General features: G+C 72.7%; 17 protein-coding genes and 3 tRNA genes. 13 read left to right on the top strand and 7 right to left on the bottom strand.

Translation table 11 applies throughout. The features are described from left to right. Nucleotides 1-292: 292 nt before the first annotated feature. Nucleotides 293-1567 carry an APC family permease gene (locus ACF07N_RS10650; protein ID WP_392110669.1) on the bottom strand — a complete coding sequence of 425 codons (1275 nt, stop codon included), beginning with the start codon at nt 1565-1567 and terminating at the stop codon, nt 293-295. A gap of 193 nt (nt 1568-1760) precedes the next feature. Here ACF07N_RS10650 and ACF07N_RS10645 point away from each other — a divergent pair, with 193 nt between their 5' ends. Then, nucleotides 1761-2027 (top strand): GlsB/YeaQ/YmgE family stress response membrane protein, encoded by a 267-nt coding sequence (locus ACF07N_RS10645; RefSeq protein ID WP_383334226.1) that lies wholly within the window; start codon nt 1761-1763, stop codon nt 2025-2027. Between the two features lie 105 nt (nt 2028-2132). Here the strand turns inward: ACF07N_RS10645 and ACF07N_RS10640 are convergent, their stop codons facing one another. Continuing rightward, nucleotides 2133-2621, bottom strand: coding sequence for a YajQ family cyclic di-GMP-binding protein (locus ACF07N_RS10640; RefSeq protein ID WP_392110666.1), 489 nt, complete (start codon nt 2619-2621; stop codon nt 2133-2135). 220 nt (nt 2622-2841) lie between these two features. Here ACF07N_RS10640 and ACF07N_RS10635 point away from each other — a divergent pair. After that, nucleotides 2842-2923 (top strand) — tRNA-Tyr (locus ACF07N_RS10635). A 190-nt stretch (nt 2924-3113) separates the two neighbouring features. Here ACF07N_RS10635 and ACF07N_RS10630 read toward each other — a convergent pair. Then, nucleotides 3114-3779 carry an HNH endonuclease family protein gene (locus ACF07N_RS10630; RefSeq protein WP_392110663.1) on the bottom strand — a complete coding sequence of 222 codons (666 nt, stop codon included), beginning with the start codon at nt 3777-3779 and terminating at the stop codon, nt 3114-3116. A gap of 369 nt (nt 3780-4148) precedes the next feature. On the opposite strand from ACF07N_RS10630, the gene ACF07N_RS10625 reads away from it, so the two are divergent. The 3 genes from ACF07N_RS10625 to ACF07N_RS10615 all read left to right on the top strand — a co-directional run bounded on the left by ACF07N_RS10625 (nt 4149) and on the right by ACF07N_RS10615 (nt 7048). Continuing rightward, on the top strand, nt 4149-5192 hold the full coding sequence (locus ACF07N_RS10625) for a polyprenyl synthetase family protein (RefSeq protein WP_392110660.1): 1044 nt from the start codon (nt 4149-4151) through the stop codon (nt 5190-5192). Nucleotides 5193-5405: 213 nt separating this feature from the next. Then, complete coding sequence (locus ACF07N_RS10620) at nt 5406-6290, top strand: ABC transporter ATP-binding protein (RefSeq protein WP_392110657.1); 885 nt, start codon at nt 5406-5408, stop codon at nt 6288-6290. Next, nucleotides 6287-7048 carry an ABC transporter permease gene (locus tag ACF07N_RS10615; protein ID WP_392110655.1) on the top strand — a complete coding sequence of 254 codons (762 nt, stop codon included), beginning with the start codon at nt 6287-6289 and terminating at the stop codon, nt 7046-7048. The genes ACF07N_RS10620 and ACF07N_RS10615 overlap by 4 nt, the downstream gene beginning before the upstream one ends. A 73-nt stretch (nt 7049-7121) precedes the next feature. On the opposite strand, the gene ACF07N_RS10610 is transcribed toward ACF07N_RS10615, so the two are convergent. Then, nucleotides 7122-7364 carry a hypothetical protein gene (locus tag ACF07N_RS10610; RefSeq protein WP_392110652.1) on the bottom strand — a complete coding sequence of 81 codons (243 nt, stop codon included), beginning with the start codon at nt 7362-7364 and terminating at the stop codon, nt 7122-7124. Nucleotides 7365-7585: 221 nt separating this feature from the next. Here ACF07N_RS10610 and ACF07N_RS10605 point away from each other — a divergent pair, with 221 nt between their 5' ends. Next, a complete protein-coding gene (locus ACF07N_RS10605; RefSeq protein ID WP_392110649.1) occupies nt 7586-8146 on the top strand; it encodes a CAP domain-containing protein in 561 nt (186 codons plus the stop codon). A gap of 7 nt (nt 8147-8153) precedes the next feature. On the opposite strand, the gene ACF07N_RS10600 is transcribed toward ACF07N_RS10605, so the two are convergent. Further along, a complete protein-coding gene (locus tag ACF07N_RS10600) occupies nt 8154-9107 on the bottom strand; it encodes a hypothetical protein (protein WP_392110646.1) in 954 nt (317 codons plus the stop codon). A gap of 338 nt (nt 9108-9445) precedes the next feature. Here ACF07N_RS10600 and ACF07N_RS10595 point away from each other — a divergent pair, with 338 nt between their 5' ends. Beyond that, on the top strand, nt 9446-9658 hold the full coding sequence (locus ACF07N_RS10595; RefSeq protein WP_383336897.1) for a hypothetical protein: 213 nt from the start codon (nt 9446-9448) through the stop codon (nt 9656-9658). A 22-nt stretch (nt 9659-9680) separates the two neighbouring features. Here the strand turns inward: ACF07N_RS10595 and ACF07N_RS10590 are convergent, their stop codons facing one another. After that, nucleotides 9681-10337: an NAD(P)H-binding protein gene (locus tag ACF07N_RS10590; RefSeq protein WP_383334220.1), complete on the bottom strand. Its 657-nt coding sequence runs from the start codon at nt 10335-10337 to the stop codon at nt 9681-9683. Between the two features lie 278 nt (nt 10338-10615). Further along, nucleotides 10616-11869 carry an amidohydrolase family protein gene (locus ACF07N_RS10585; protein WP_392111127.1) on the bottom strand — a complete coding sequence of 418 codons (1254 nt, stop codon included), beginning with the start codon at nt 11867-11869 and terminating at the stop codon, nt 10616-10618. A 255-nt stretch (nt 11870-12124) separates the two neighbouring features. Here ACF07N_RS10585 and ACF07N_RS10580 point away from each other — a divergent pair. The 6 genes from ACF07N_RS10580 to ACF07N_RS10555 all read left to right on the top strand — a co-directional run bounded on the left by ACF07N_RS10580 (nt 12125) and on the right by ACF07N_RS10555 (nt 14237). Beyond that, nucleotides 12125-12197: transfer RNA gene (locus ACF07N_RS10580), tRNA-Thr, on the top strand. A 45-nt stretch (nt 12198-12242) separates the two neighbouring features. Continuing rightward, nucleotides 12243-12315: transfer RNA gene (locus tag ACF07N_RS10575), tRNA-Met, on the top strand. An 88-nt stretch (nt 12316-12403) separates the two neighbouring features. Then, complete coding sequence (gene rpmG, locus ACF07N_RS10570; RefSeq protein ID WP_003948671.1) at nt 12404-12568, top strand: 50S ribosomal protein L33; 165 nt, start codon at nt 12404-12406, stop codon at nt 12566-12568. Nucleotides 12569-12668: 100 nt separating this feature from the next. Next, complete coding sequence (locus tag ACF07N_RS10565; RefSeq protein ID WP_392110642.1) at nt 12669-13121, top strand: MaoC family dehydratase N-terminal domain-containing protein; 453 nt, start codon at nt 12669-12671, stop codon at nt 13119-13121. Nucleotides 13122-13129: 8 nt separating this feature from the next. Continuing rightward, a complete protein-coding gene (locus ACF07N_RS10560) occupies nt 13130-13558 on the top strand; it encodes a MaoC family dehydratase (RefSeq protein WP_376329397.1) in 429 nt (142 codons plus the stop codon). Nucleotides 13559-13670: 112 nt separating this feature from the next. After that, complete coding sequence (locus tag ACF07N_RS10555) at nt 13671-14237, top strand: TetR/AcrR family transcriptional regulator (RefSeq protein ID WP_392110640.1); 567 nt, start codon at nt 13671-13673, stop codon at nt 14235-14237. Nucleotides 14238-14268 lie beyond the last annotated feature (31 nt).

Here is a 14268-nt window from a genome sequence, read left to right as displayed (position 1 = left end):
CCCCGGGTTATCCACAGGCCCGCTCGCTCGCCGTCGGCGACCTGCATCATGAATCCATGAACGCGACCGAGCAGTGCCCGCCCCGAGTCACCACCGGCACCCACCACAACCGCCGCAGGCCCTTCGCCCTCGCCTCCCCAGACGAGCCCGCGGCCCCGGTACGCGCCCCCTGACGGGCAGGCGCCCCTGACGGGCACGCGCCTCCTGACGGGCACAGGCGGAAAGCCATGAAGGGAGGCCGCCGGGGGCCGACGGCGAAGAAGCACCCCCACCCCCCCACCTGGACGGTCCCCTACGCCCGGCCGGCCCCTGCCCGCATCCACCGCCGAACCCCGTAGGCCGCCACTCCCACGAGCAGCACGCCCGCGCCCACCACCACGGACACCCCCGGCAGCGAGAACGCCAGCACCACACACCCGGCCAGCCCCACCACCGGCACGACCCGCGCCGCCGGCGCCGGATCCAGCGTCCAGGCCGACGCGTTGGCCACCGCGTAGTACGCCAGCACACCGAAGGAGGAGAACCCGATCGCGCCCCGGACGTCCACCGTGGCGGCCAGGACGGCGACCACCGCGCCCACGGCCAGTTCCGCCCGGTGCGGCACCTGGAAGCGGGGATGCACCGCCGACAGCACCCCGGGCAGATGCCGGTCCCGGGCCATCGCCAGCGTCGTGCGCGAGACCCCGAGGATCAACGCGAGCAGCGAACCCAGCGCGGCCACGGCCGCACCCACCCGCACCACGGGCACGAGCCAGGGCATCCCGGCCGCCCGCGCCGCGTCGGCCAGCGGCGCCGCCGCGTCCCCCAGAGCACCCGGACCGAGGACCGAAAGGACAGCCACCGCCACACAGACGTACACCACCAACGTGATGCCCAGCGCCAGCGGGACCGCCCGCGGAATGGTGCGCGCCGGATCGCGGACCTCCTCACCGAGCGTCGCGATCCGGGCGTAGCCGGCGAACGCGAAGAACAGCAGCCCCGCCGCCTGCAGCACGCCGCCCGCACCACCCGACGTCCCGACGGCCAGCCGCCCGGCGTCGGCCTCGTCGGACACCAGACACCCGGCCACCACGAAAGCGAGGACCGCCAGGACCACCGCCACGATCACCCGCGTCAGCCAGGCCGACTTCTGGATGCCGCCGTAGTTCACCGCGGTCAGGGCCACCACGGCCGCCACCGCCACCGCGTGCGCCTGCCCCGGCCAGACGTAGATGCCCACGGTGAGCGCCATCGCCGCACAGGAGGCCGTCTTCCCGACCACAAACGACCAGCCGGCCAGATAGCCCCAGAAGTCCCCGAGCCGCTCACGCCCGTACACGTACGTGCCGCCGGAGGCGGGATAACGGGCGGCGAGGCGGGCCGAGGACATGGCGTTGCAGTACGCGACCACCGCGGCGACGGCGAGCCCGATCAGCAGGCCGGAGCCCGCCGCGTGCGCCGCGGGCGCGAGGGCGGCGAAGATGCCGGCTCCCACCATGGAGCCGAGCCCGATGACGACGGCGTCCCCCACACCGAGCGTGCGGCGCAGCTCGGCACCCGGGGGACCGGAGGAACCGGAGGCAGTCATGCGTCGCACCCTACTGATCAGCGCAACCGCCGGGTGCAGCCGGGACGTCCTCCCCACCAAGAGGGCGTGAACGGGCGCGGCGAGGACGACGCCCCGGGAACGCCCGGCGTACGACGCACGGGAACGGCCTGCCGGGAGCGGGATCACAGGCCCGGGACGGTGCGGGCACAGCCTGGAAGGGCAGGTTCACGGCATGACCGTCATCAGCTGGATCATCCTGGGACTGCTGGCCGGGGCGATCGCGAAGCTCCTGCTTCCGGGACGCGACCCGGGCGGCCTGATCGGCACGACCCTCATCGGCATCGCGGGCGCCTTCACCGGCGGCTGGATATCGGCCCGCTGGATGGACCACCCGATCACCAAGGACTTCTACGACGGCGCCACCTGGGCGGCGGCGATCGGCGGATCGCTCGTCCTGCTGATCGCCTACCGCCTCCTGTTCGGCAACTCGCGCGACTGACCGCGCCCGGCGCCCGCGGCGGGCAGCGAGAAGGGCGGGCACCACACGGGCGCCCACCCTTCCTCGTGATCCGCGCGGGCCCCGGAGCCCAGGGACCGGCCGGTCCTACCGGTAGTTCACGAACTGCATCGCGAAGTCGAAGTCCTTGCCCTTGAGCAGGCTGATGACGGCCTGCAGGTCGTCACGGCTCTTGGAGCTCACCCGCAGCTCCTCGCCCTGCACCTGCGCCTTCACGCCCTTGGGGCCCTCGTCGCGGATCGTCTTGGCCACCTTCTTCGCGTTCTCCTGGGAGATGCCCTCCTTGATCGACGCGAAGATCTTGTACTCCTTGCCGGAGAGCTGGGGCTCGCCCGCGTCCAGCGCCTTCAGCGAGATGCCGCGCTTGATCAGCTTGGACTGGAAGACGTCGAGGACGGCCTTCACCCGGTCCTCGGAGTTCGCCTCCATGAGGATCTTCTCGCCGGACCACGCGATCGAGGCGCCCACGCCCTTGAAGTCGTAGCGCTGCGAGATCTCCTTGGCGGCCTGGTTCAGTGCGTTGTCGACCTCCTGCCGCTCGACCTTCGAGACGATGTCGAAACTGGAGTCGGCCATGTCCTGTGGCTCCTTGTATCGGGGTGCGTATCTGCGTACCGGCGTACGGGGGCGGCCGCCGGGGCCGTTCAGGTCCCTGGCCGCATCCGGACAAGCCTAGCCACCCCCCGCCCTCCGGGCGCCGATCAATCGGGTGGCGAAGCACCCCTCCACATCGGGTATCGTTTACGTCGTTGCCACGGAGCACCGCCGGAAAGGCGGTTCGACGGGCAGCTACCCCGGCGGTGTGCCCGAGCGGCCAAAGGGAGCAGACTGTAAATCTGCCGGCTCAGCCTTCCCAGGTTCGAATCCTGGCGCCGCCACACTGGGGAAAACCCCCTCTCATCTGCGGAGACGCAGACGAGAGGGGGTTTTTCGTCATGCCCTCAAGGAGACGGAGGCCGTGGTCTGCGGTCCGGGGTCCGAGGGCCAGTGATGTCTCTCACCCGCCCCGCTCGCAGACCTGGCCGCCGACCTCGCCGCGGACTCCGCCGCCGGCATCGGCACGGCCTCCTACGGCGCCGGCGTGTACGTCACCGTCGTGTCCGGGCACGCCTCCGCGAGGCGGGTGAGCGACGCGCGTTCCTCGGCGTCCGCGGTCAGGCTCCAGCGCAGCTTCACAGCCGTCCACTCGACCAGATAGCGGCACGTGGCCTTGGTGTTGGGCGGCAGCCACTGCGCCGGGTCCTGGTCCGCCTTGCTGCGGTGCGCGGCGGCGGACACGGCCACCAGGCTGCGCGGGTCGCCCAGGTCGTTGGCGAAGGCCTCGCGGCGGGCGGCCGTCCACTGGGACGCGCCCGAGTCCCATGCCTCGGGCAGCGGCACCATGTGGTCGACGTCCATGGCCGCGGCGGAGGTCACCTGGCGGGCGTCGTAGTAGGACGACCAGGTGCCGCCCCTGAGCTTGCAGTCGGGGCCGGTGGCCGGGGGTTCGATCGCCTCGGCGATCAGCACCTCGGCACGGGTGTCGCAGCCGTCGTCGGGGTTCGTGCCGGCGTTCCAGTGCGGGAACTCGGTGCGCTCGTAGCCGTCGCGGGACTCGGCGGCCTGGGGCAGGGCGGCGACCGCTTGGTCCAGCGGCAGGGATCTCGCGGCGGCGTGGGCGGGGCAGGACAGGGCGAGGGTGCAGGCGGCGCCCGTCAGGGCGGCAGCACAGGCGCGTGCCAGGGAAGCGATCACGCCCAGCAGGATGGGTGACCGCTCGCCCGCCGGAGCGGTGGGACGCGCGCGCAGATCACTCGGCGGCCGTATGCAGAAACGATGCCGCGCCGCACCGGCGTCAGCCTGGGGTTGACGACAGGCGTGGCGCGGCCCGCGGGCCGGCGCGCCCTGACCACGGCTTCTCCGGCTTGTCGGGCAACTCGCCGAAGGCATGGGCCGATTGTCGGCTTGATGCACGGTAGTAGGGCTGGTCCGGCCAAGTGATCTTTCGCCGGGCGGTGCGGTGCGGCTTCCCGGGGCGAGCGGCCACCGATTGACTGAGGCGGGTCACCTGACGCGGCAGCCCTTGCCTGCGCGGTCCCCGTTCGCAGTTCTGAGGAGCAGTACATGGCGCAGATCACCGGCCCGGCGCCGGTCGGCACGTTCCCTCGTCTGGGCTGGGTCGACGACCTGCTGAACCCCGCCCTCCGGTCGGCCGTGGCCGCGCTGCCGGCCGCCGAGAGCCGGGTGGCGCGATACCACCGCGGCTGGTGCGAGGCCGACGGCACACCGGTGGAGGCCGCCACCCGCACCGGCAAGACGGTCCGCCCGGCGCTGTCCCTGCTGTCCGCGGCGGCGGTCGGCGCCAGCCCGGACCTCGCCGTACCGGGCGCGGTGGCCGTGGAGTTGGTGCACGACTTCACGCTGCTGCACGACGACGTCATCGACGGGGACGCGCTGCGCCGCCACCGGCCGGCCGCCTGGTCGGTGTTCGGCACGCCGGCGGCCGTCCTGACCGGCGACGCCCTGCTCGTGTCGGCGCTGCGGGCACTCGCCGACGTCCCCGCGCGGCCGGCCGCCGAGGCGGTGCGGGAACTGGTCACGACCCTGCTGGAACTGGTCGAGGGGCAGAGCCGTGACGTGGCGTTCGAGCAGGCCACCGAGGTGTCGGTGGCCCAGTACCTCGCCATGGCGGAGGGCAAGACCGGTTCGCTGATCGGTTGTTCGTGCGCCCTGGGCGGCATCCTGGCCGGGGCGGACGCAGAACGGGTGCGCGGCCTGCGGGAGTTCGGACGCCGCCTGGGTGTGGCCTTCCAGTGCGCCGACGACGTCCTGGGCATCTGGGGCCGTACGTCGCGCAGCGGCAAGCCCGTCGGCTCGGACCTCGCGGCACGCAAGAAGTCGCTGCCCGTCGTCGCGGCTCTGAACGGCCAGGGCGCGGCGGCCGAGCGGCTGCGCGCGCTCTACGCCGCGACGCACCCCCTCGACGAGCGGGACGTCGCCCTGGCGCGTGACCTCGTGGAGGAGGCAGGCGGCCGTGACGCCGCCGAGCAGGAGGCCCGCCGCCAGGTGTCGGCCGCGCTGCGGGCGCTGTCCTGGGCCCGGCCGACCCCCGACGTCTACCGGCAACTGCAGGACATCGCCTGGGCGATGACCCATCGCGAGGCCTGACCGTCGGGTCACGCGGTACGGCCGTCCGGAACGGAAGGGGCAAAAGCCGTGACTTCGGTCCAAGTGGGCCGTTGTCTGTGCGGCGGCCCAGGGACGCCGCGCTCCGCCTCCCGGCCGACCGCCCCGACCCACCGCAGCAGCCCGGCCGGGCCGCGCCGTCCGGCGCCCCGGCCGCTCCGAGCGGAACCGAACGTGACGAAACACAGTGGAGTCGTGCAGCAGACCGAGACCAGCCCAGCGCTGCCGGGGGATCTCCCCGCCGTGGCCGCCTACGGACTTCGGGTGGTCCGCGGCCGCCACACGGTCCTGCAGGACGTCAGCTTCACCGTTCCCCGCGGCTGCATCGTCGGCCTGCTCGGGCCGAGCGGCTGCGGCAAGACGACGCTGCTGCGGTCCGTGGTCGGCGTCCAGCAGAGCACGGCGGGCCACGTCCAGGTCCTCGGATACGCGGCCGGCGCCCCCCAGTTGCGCACCCGCGTCGGCTACGTCACCCAGGCCCCCTCGGTCTACGCGGACCTGACCGTGCTGGAGAACCTGCGCTACTTCGCCGCCGCCCTCGGCATGCGCGGCTGGCGGCGGGAGGACGCCGTGGTCCGGGTGGTGAAGGAGGTCGACCTGGCCTCGTACGCGGACAAGCTGGTCGCCCGGCTGTCGGGCGGCCAGTACTCGCGGGTCTCCCTGGCCGTGGCGCTGCTGAACAAGCCGGACCTGCTCGTGATGGACGAACCGACCGTCGGCCTCGACCCCATGGTGCGCCGGGAGTTGTGGCTGGTGTTCCAGCGGCTGGCCGAGGAGGGCACCACCCTGCTGATCTCCAGCCACGTCATGGACGAGGCCGACCGCTGCGACCGGCTGCTGCTGATGCGGGCCGGGCGGCTGCTGGCCGGGGCCGACCGGGAGACGCTCCTGGAGCACACCGGCTGCGACGACGTGGAAGAGGCGTTCATGCACCTCGTGCAGGCCGCGACGGAGGCCGAGGAGCAGGCCCGGCGGCGGGCGGCGGCGCAGAGCCTGCTGCCCACGCTGCCCGGCCTGCTCGGCCAGGGCGGTGCCCCCGAGGCGGAACGGGCCTACTTCGCCACGGACACGGCGCGGTGAGCGGCCCGGGGCTTGCTGAGCGGCTGCCGTTCTCGCCCACCATCACCGGCGCGACCGCGGTCCGGGTGCTCCAGCAGATCTCCCGCGACAAGGGCAGCACCGCGCTGCTGCTGGGCATCCCGTGCATGCTCATGGTGCTGCTGAAGCTGATGTTCCACGACTCGGAAGCCACCTTCGAACGGGTCGGGCCGCAGGTCTTCGGCATCTTCCCGGTCATCGTGATGTACCTGGTGGCGTCCGTGTCGACGCTGCGGGAGCGCACCACGGGCACCGCCGAGAGGCTGCTGACGATGCCCGTGCGACGGCTGGACATCGTGCTCGGCTACAGCCTCGCCTTCGCCTTCCTGGCCCTGCTCCAGGCGGTCCTGTCCACCCTGCTGTCCATCGGCCCGCTCGGCCTGGACATCAAGGGCCCCGCGTACCTGCTGATGGTCATTGCCATGCTCGGCGCGCTGCTCGGGCTGGCCCTGGGGCTGCTGGTCAGCGCCTTCGCGCGCAACGAGTTCCAGGCGGTGCAGTTCCTGCCCGCCGGGGTACTGCCGCAGTTCCTGGTGTGCGGCCTGTTCGTGCCGCGCGAGGAGATGCACGGCGCCCTGTCGGCCGTGGCCAAGGCCATGCCCATGACGTACGCCGTCCAGGCCGCGGGTGAGGCCGCCACGCACACCGGAGTCACCGGGCTGTTCGTCCGCGACGCGCTGCTCATCCTGGGGTGCGTGGTCCTGGTCCTGGTGGCCAGCGCGACCACGCTGAAGCGCTGACCGGGCGGTTCGCGCCGGGAACGGCCGAGGGCCGCCCCGCAGGGGGCGGCCCTCGGCGCGCGGTCGGCGCCCGCTAGTCGCGCACGCCCCAGGAGAAGCCGCCCGAGACGGAGCCGTAGCGGGGGAACTCGAAGGGGCCGAAGTGCAGCGGCCTGTCGTGGCCGTGGCCGCCGCCCCCGAAACCGTCCGGGCCGGGGTTGCCGATGGCGGCGGCCGCCGGCTGCGCCGAAGCGGCGGCGGCCGTCACCGTCCCGCCCGCGGTGAGAGCCAGTGCGGCGAGCGACACGACAGCCATGCGGCGAACCCGCAGCGACATGAGAAACCTCCACGAGGAAAAGAAGGGAAAGAGGGGGAGAGGGGAAGAGCGTGAAAGGGAAGAGTGAGAGAGCGCGTACCAGCCTAGTCACGGAAGTCACCCGTACCGGCACGGGAAATGCCGTATTCCCCCGAACGAACGGCTGGGCACAACAGCGGAATTGAATATCGGTACGGTGTGCACCGCACTCCGCAGGACGCAGAGAAAAGAAGAGAGAAAAGATGACCGGGATGCGCTGGGCCGCCCTCGCCCTGGGGGCCGCTTGCCTCGCCTGGACCGGACCGCCCGTGCCGCCACCGCCGCCGCACTACGAGGCACCCCGGTGGCCCCTGCCCGCGCCCGGACCCGACGGGCCGCCACGGGAGGGCACGGCGTACGCCTTCCCGGAGCGGTCCCGTGACGGCGCGGCGGCCGAGACCGTCGCCGCGGTCAACCGGCACCGCGTCCGGGCGGGCTGCCGTGCGGTGCGCCTGCGGGCCTCCCTCAGCCGGGCCGCCCAGGGGCACAGCGCCGACATGGCCCGCCGTCAGCGGCTCACACACACCGGGAGCGACGGCAGCGGCCCGGCCGACCGGATGCGGGCCGCCGGCTACGACCCCGGTCACACCGCCGAGAACATCGCAGCGGGTCCCCGTACACCCGAGGCGGCGGTCCGCACCTGGATCGACAGCCCCGAGCACCGGGCCATCATCCTGACCTGCCGGTACACCCACGCGGGGGTCGGTGTGGCCTCCGGTGCCGGTGGACCGTGGTGGACGCTGGACCTGGCCACCGGCCACTGAGCCGGTTTCAGCCGAGGTCCTCGTCCCACCACCAGGCGACGTCGGGGGCGCCCTCCAGCGGGCCCGGGCGGGTGTCGGACGGCTCCTCCGCCCAGGTGAGGGCGGTGTCCTCCATGGCGTCGGGCCAGTGGCCGAGGCTGACATAGCGGGGCACGCGCAGACCCCACTCGTTGTTGCCGCGGATGCCGTGGCACAGCCCCTGCAGGTAGGCGGCGAGTTCCGGGCCGGCCGTCGGGCGGACCCGGTCGTGCAGCCGCATGAACCGCAGCAGGACGCGGTCCCGCAGCCCGTTCGCCGCGTCCACCGCCTCCTGCAGCGTCAGGTCCCGTTCGTGCGCCAGGACGGTGTAGATGTTCTGATCGGCCTGGTCGCGGACCTGCTCCTTGGGCAGCGAGTGCCGGTCGTTGTCGAGCGCGGCCACCAGGATCGCCATCTCCTTCAGCGCCAGCACCGCGGGCCGGTACAGGTCGCGGTCGGGCACCTCGGCGCCGTTCGCGATCTCCAGCATGGCGAAGGTCGGCTCCCCGCCCGACGACAGCAACCGCATCGTCAGGAAGTCGTTCAGGCCGGGCATCCGGCCCAGCGCCTGGTTGCCGACCTGCCAGGCCACGCCCGACAGCCAGGCGCGGTGCGCGTGCGCGAACCTGCCGACCTGCGCGGGCGTCCCGAGCGAGCGCAAGAGCCGCACGATGTCCCGCAGGGCGCCGATGTACCGGTCCGCGCCGGCCGCCGTGTCGTTCTCGCACGCCCGCTGCACCTGGCAGGCCAGCGCGTTGAACTGCGCCGGGCGGGTGCTCAGCGGCCCTCGGTCGCAGCGCGCGTCGTCGAAGCCGAAGCCCCAGTAGACCCACAGGGCCGTCGCGAGCAGCCGGTCGTCGTCGGCGCCCGGGGCGAAACGGGCGTAGAAGTCGGTGCTGTGTGTCGCGAGGACCCAGGCCAGTTCCTTTTCGGAGGCACACATGCCGCTGTCGGCGATCCATGCCTCGGCACGTTTCTCGATCTGCCGGGAACGGGGGTGAACGGCGGATTCCAGCGGGCAGAAAAGAGGCGGCAACTCCACCTCGGAAACACGAGATCCCATGGCGAGGATCATCTGGGACCGTGCGCTCTCCGGGCGTCGGAACACCCGGTCACCGGAAAAGACACACAGGCGGCCCAGATGACAAGCGGAAAGAAAAGAAAACCGGCGCACACGGCCGCGTGCGGGAATTTCTCCTCCGCCCGCGGCAACAGCCGACTCCCGGGCGGTGGTTGCCCCGGGTGGGCGTGCCGAGGTGGCCCGCGCGGCACACTGGGCCCATGTCCTCCCGCCGCAGAACGTGCCCCGAGTGCCGCCGCGAGATCGCCGTCGTCGCCGGCCGGTACGCGCGCCACGACCCGCCCGGCGCCCGCGAGCACGGCGAACTCACCTCGTGCCCGGGCTCCCGCCGCCCGGCCCGCCCCGGCCCCGAGCAGCCGTCCCTTGACGGCTACACGGTTCCGGACTTCCCCGGCCAGTTGCCGCTGTTCTAGGCGCGGGGCCGCCCTGCGGCTCTCAGTTGCCCGCCACCGACTTCACGGCGACCGACACCGGCGCCGACCCGCTGATCAGCTCCAGCGTGAGCCCTGCCGTCGCGGGGGTGTCCACCAGCTCCGCGAGGACGGCGGCGACGTCGTCGCGCGGGACCGGGCCGCGCCCCGTACGCGCCTCCAGACGGACGAGGCCGGTGCCGGCGTCGTCGGTGAGCTGACCGGGCCGCAGGATCGTCCAGTCCAGGGCGTCCAGACCGCGCACATACGCGTCGGCCTCACCCTTGGCGCGCAGGTACACGTCGAAGATCTCGTCGCCCGGGTGCTCCGGGTCGGCGCCCATCGACGACACGATCACGAAGCGCCGCACACCGGCCCGCACCGCCGCGTCCGCGAACAGGACCGCCGCGGCCTTGTCCACCGTGTCCTTGCGGGCCACCCCGCTCCCCGGGCCCGCACCCGCCGCGAACACCGCGGCGTCAGCACCCCTGAGCCGCTCCGCGACCTCGTCCACGGACGCCGACTCCAGGTCGAGCACGACCGGTTCGGCACCGGCCTGCCGCAGATCGTCGGCCTGTTCGGCCTTGCGGATGATCCCCGCCACCTCGTCTCCGCGCGCGGCGAGCAGCCGCTCCAGCCGCAACGCGATCTGACCATGACCACCAGCGATGACAATGCGCATGCCTTCGACCGTACGCCCGCACAGCCCCGCCCGCCGCACGACTCGGTCCGCTGCCCTCTTCCGCAGGCTGCATGTCTCCGCCCGCCGCCGGCTCCGCAGGCCGCACGACTCGGTCCGCCGCCCTCTTTCGCAGGCCGCACGTCTCCGCCCGCTGCGGGCCTCCGCCGGCCGCACGTCTCCGTCAGCCGGATCCCATCCGCCGCACAGCCGCGTCCGCCCCCCTCGGCCTACGACACCCCGCCCCCCCTCGGCCTACGACACCCCGCCCCACCCTCGGCCTACGACACCCCGCCCCGCCCCTGCCGCGGCAGCCCCAGTTCCACCGAGGCCGCCGAACTGCAGTACTCCCGCACCGCGCTGGTCCGCGCCACCACACGCCCCCGGTGCACGACCACCCGGCTGTACGCCAGCGACAGCGCCCCGGCCAGCCGGTCGCCGCGCACCGCGAGCAGTTCGGCCGGGAACCCCGCCTCCACCCGCACCTCGGGCAGCCCCAGCACCGCCCGCGCAGCGCAGCTCACCGCGTCGTACGCGTCCTCCGGCGTCAGCCCGTCGCGCGAGGCCAGCAGGAACGCGGCCTCCAGCGGATCGCCCCGCCCCACGGGATTGGACACGTCCCGCAGCGCCCCGCTCCCGGCGGCCACCCGCACCCCGGCCGCGCGCAGCAGCCGGATTGGAGCCGTGCCCCGCCGGTCCACCCCGCCGCAGCCGCCCTGCGGCAGGCACACCACCGCCACGCCGGCCGCGGCGAGTCGGTCCGCGATCCGCGCGGCCGCCTCCGAGGGCAGCCGGCCGAGGCCGCCGCACGGGCTGAGCGTCACCCCGGGACGCAGCCCGCCCGCCATCGCCGCCAGCCGGGCCAGCCGCGCCGGGTCCCCGGCGTCCGTGTGCAGATCGACAGGGCAGCCGTGCTCGGAGGCCACCTCCAGGACCGCCTCCACGTACCCCGCCGGATCCGGGTCGAGGTCGGGCGTGCCGCCCACCACGGAGGCGCCCATCTTGACCGCGTCGCGCAGCATCGCCAGCCCGTCCGCCCCGGCCACCCCGGTCAGCACCCGGGGCATCGCCACCGTCGTCAGCTCGGCCAGCCCGCCCAGGGCCCGCCGGGCCTGCAGCACCGCCGCCAGCGCGCCCAGCCCCTGGACGTCCCCCACCCGCACGTGCGCCCGGAGCGCCGTCGCCCCGTGCCCGAGCTGGAGCAGCGCGGCCTCCGTCGTCCGGCGCTGGACGTCCTGCGGTTCGTACGAGACCGGGCCCTCGGCGTCGGCCGACAGGGCGGTGTCGGCGTGGGCGTGCGGCTCGGCCGGGGCCGGCAGCAGCAGATAGCCCCGCAGGTCGACCCGGGCGCCGCACGCGCGCGGGCCGCCCAGGCTGCCGGCCGTGCCGACCGCCTCGATGCGCCCGCCGCCCAGCCGCACGTCCACGGTCCTGCCGTCGGTGAGCCGTGCCCCGCACAGCAGCAGCGACGACGGGTCGGCCGGACCCGGCGAGGACGACGGGGGCGGGGGCGGCTGCGGCTGGCTGTCGGGCATCGCGCTCCAGGGGCTCGGGCTCTGCACGCGAGGACGCATGATCACTGAGAGTGAGACGAGCCTAGGACGGCCTTCCGCCCGTGGCGGGGAGGAGCGCAATAGTCGTACCGGTGTGGTCCGCGTGCGGAACGGGAGCTTCGAGTGGGGCCGGAGCACCGGTGGGGCCGCCGGGAAGGCCGTGCCGGGCGCCGGGGGTGAGTGCCCCGGAACGGATTTGGGCGAACGGCGGGCGACCGTGTAATGTCTTCATCGCTCGCCCCAATAGCTCAGTCGGCAGAGCGTCTCCATGGTAAGGAGAAGGTCAACGGTTCGATTCCGTTTTGGGGCTCTGGTGTGACTGGTTCCGTCGCAAGGCGGGGCCGGACCACATCAAAGCGGTGTAGCTCAGTCGGTAGAGCAAGCGGCTCATAATCGCTGTGTCACCGGTTCAAGTCCGGTCACCGCTACTCTCAGTAGCCGATTGCGGGGTCGGTCCTTCGATCGGCTACTCTTCTTGCGTTAAACAGTCCATCCGTTCGTCTTAGGAGCACTCACGTGGCTGCCACCGACGTCCGCCCGAAGATCACGCTGGCCTGCGTGGAGTGCAAGGAGCGGAACTACATCACCAAGAAGAACCGGCGTAACAACCCGGATCGCCTGGAGATGAAGAAGCACTGCCCGCGTTGCAACGCGCACACCGCGCACCGCGAAACGCGATAAATCAGGCTCGTACGCGAGGCCGTTCCCGAGAAATCGGGGGCGGCCTCGTGTCGTTGAGGGACCCATACCGGTCAGTAGAGCTACCAGGAGGTGCCGGGCCATGGCGCTCGATCAGTCCTTCGTGGGGCGGACGTACCCGCCCACCGCGCCCTACGAGGTGGGCCGCGAGAAGATCCGTGAGTTCGCCGAGGCGGTCGGGGACGACAACCCGGCGTACAAGGACGCGGAGGCCGCCAAGGCGCTCGGCCACCCCGACGTGATCGCACCGCCGACCTTCGTGTTCTCCATCACCTTCAAGGCCGCGGCCCAGGTGATCCAGGACCCCCGGCTCGGGCTGGACTACAGCCGCGTGGTGCACGGCGACCAGAAGTTCGCCTACCGCCGCCCGGTGCGGGCCGGTGACCGGCTCACCGTCACCTCGACCATCGAGTCGGTCAAGTCCCTCGCGGGCAACGACATCCTGGACATCCGCGGCGAGGTCCACGACGAGGCCGGCGAGCACGTCGTGACCGCCTGGACCAAGCTCGTGGCCCGCGCGGCCGAGGAGGCGTGAGCGATCCCATGACGGCGAAGATCTCCTGGTCCGACGTCGAGGTCGGCACCGAACTGCCGGCCCGGACCTTCCCCGTGACCCGTGCCACCCTCGTGCAGTACGCGGGTGCCTCCGGCGACTTCAACCCGATCCACTGGAACGAGAAGTTCGCCAAGGAGGTCGGCCTGCCGGACGTCATCGCGCACGGCATGTTCACCATGGCCGAGGCGATCCGCGTGGTCACCGACTGGGCCGGCGACCCGGGCGCCGTCGTCGAGTACGGCGTGCGCTTCACCAAGCCCGTCGTCGTGCCGAACGACGACCGCGGCGCCGAGATCGAGGTCAGCGGCAAGGTCGCGGCCAAGCTCGACGACAACACCGTCCGCGTGGACCTGACGGCCACCAGCGCCGGGCAGAAGGTGCTGGGCATGTCGCGGGCGGTCGTACGGCTGGCCTGAGCCGGCGAAAGAGACCTGGTCAGGGGCGCCTTCCGCCGGAGGGCGCCCCTCGCTCGTGGGATCGGGCGGTACCCGCTTGACGTAGTTAGTGATTGAGTACTAACTTGGCTGCATGCCCAGGATGAGTGCGGAGGAGCGACGCGAGAGCGTCATCCGGGCCGCGACGACCGAGTTCGCCCGCGGCGGTTACCACGGCACGTCGACCGAGGCGATCGCCCGGCGCGTCGGGGTCTCGCAGCCCTACCTGTTCCGGCTCTTCCCGGGCAAGAAGGCGATCTTCCTGGCGGCGGCCGAGCGCTGCGTGGAGGACACCATCCGCACCTTCGCGGAGGCCGCCGAGGGCCTCGAAGGCGAAGAGGCCCTGCACGCCATGGGGAACGCCTACACCAAGGTCATCGAGGAGCGGCCCGAGCGGCTGCTGATGCAGATGCAGATGTACGTCGCCGTCAAGGCCGCCGAGGAAGAGGGCGACCACGAGTTCGGCGTATCGGTACGGGCCGGCTGGATGCGGCTGTGGGACACCGTCCATCTGCCGCTCGGGGCGGACCCCGTCGAGACGACGCAGTTCATGGCGTACGGGATGCTCATCAACTGCCTGGTCGCCATGGGATTCCCGCCCGAGCACCGCGTCTGGGAGGGCATGTACCCCTCGGCGCGTGCCAAGGGGCTGCAGCACTGACCTGTGAAGGCGCTTGTCCCGCGCCTTCCCA

Origin of the sequence: Streptomyces sp. NPDC015242, from assembly GCF_043079125.1 — a bacterium.
In the GTDB taxonomy this organism is placed as follows: Bacteria; Actinomycetota; Actinomycetes; order Streptomycetales; family Streptomycetaceae; genus Streptomyces.
Note: the sequence above shows the minus strand (reverse complement) of the source record. Positions and strands in the feature narration are given on the sequence as shown.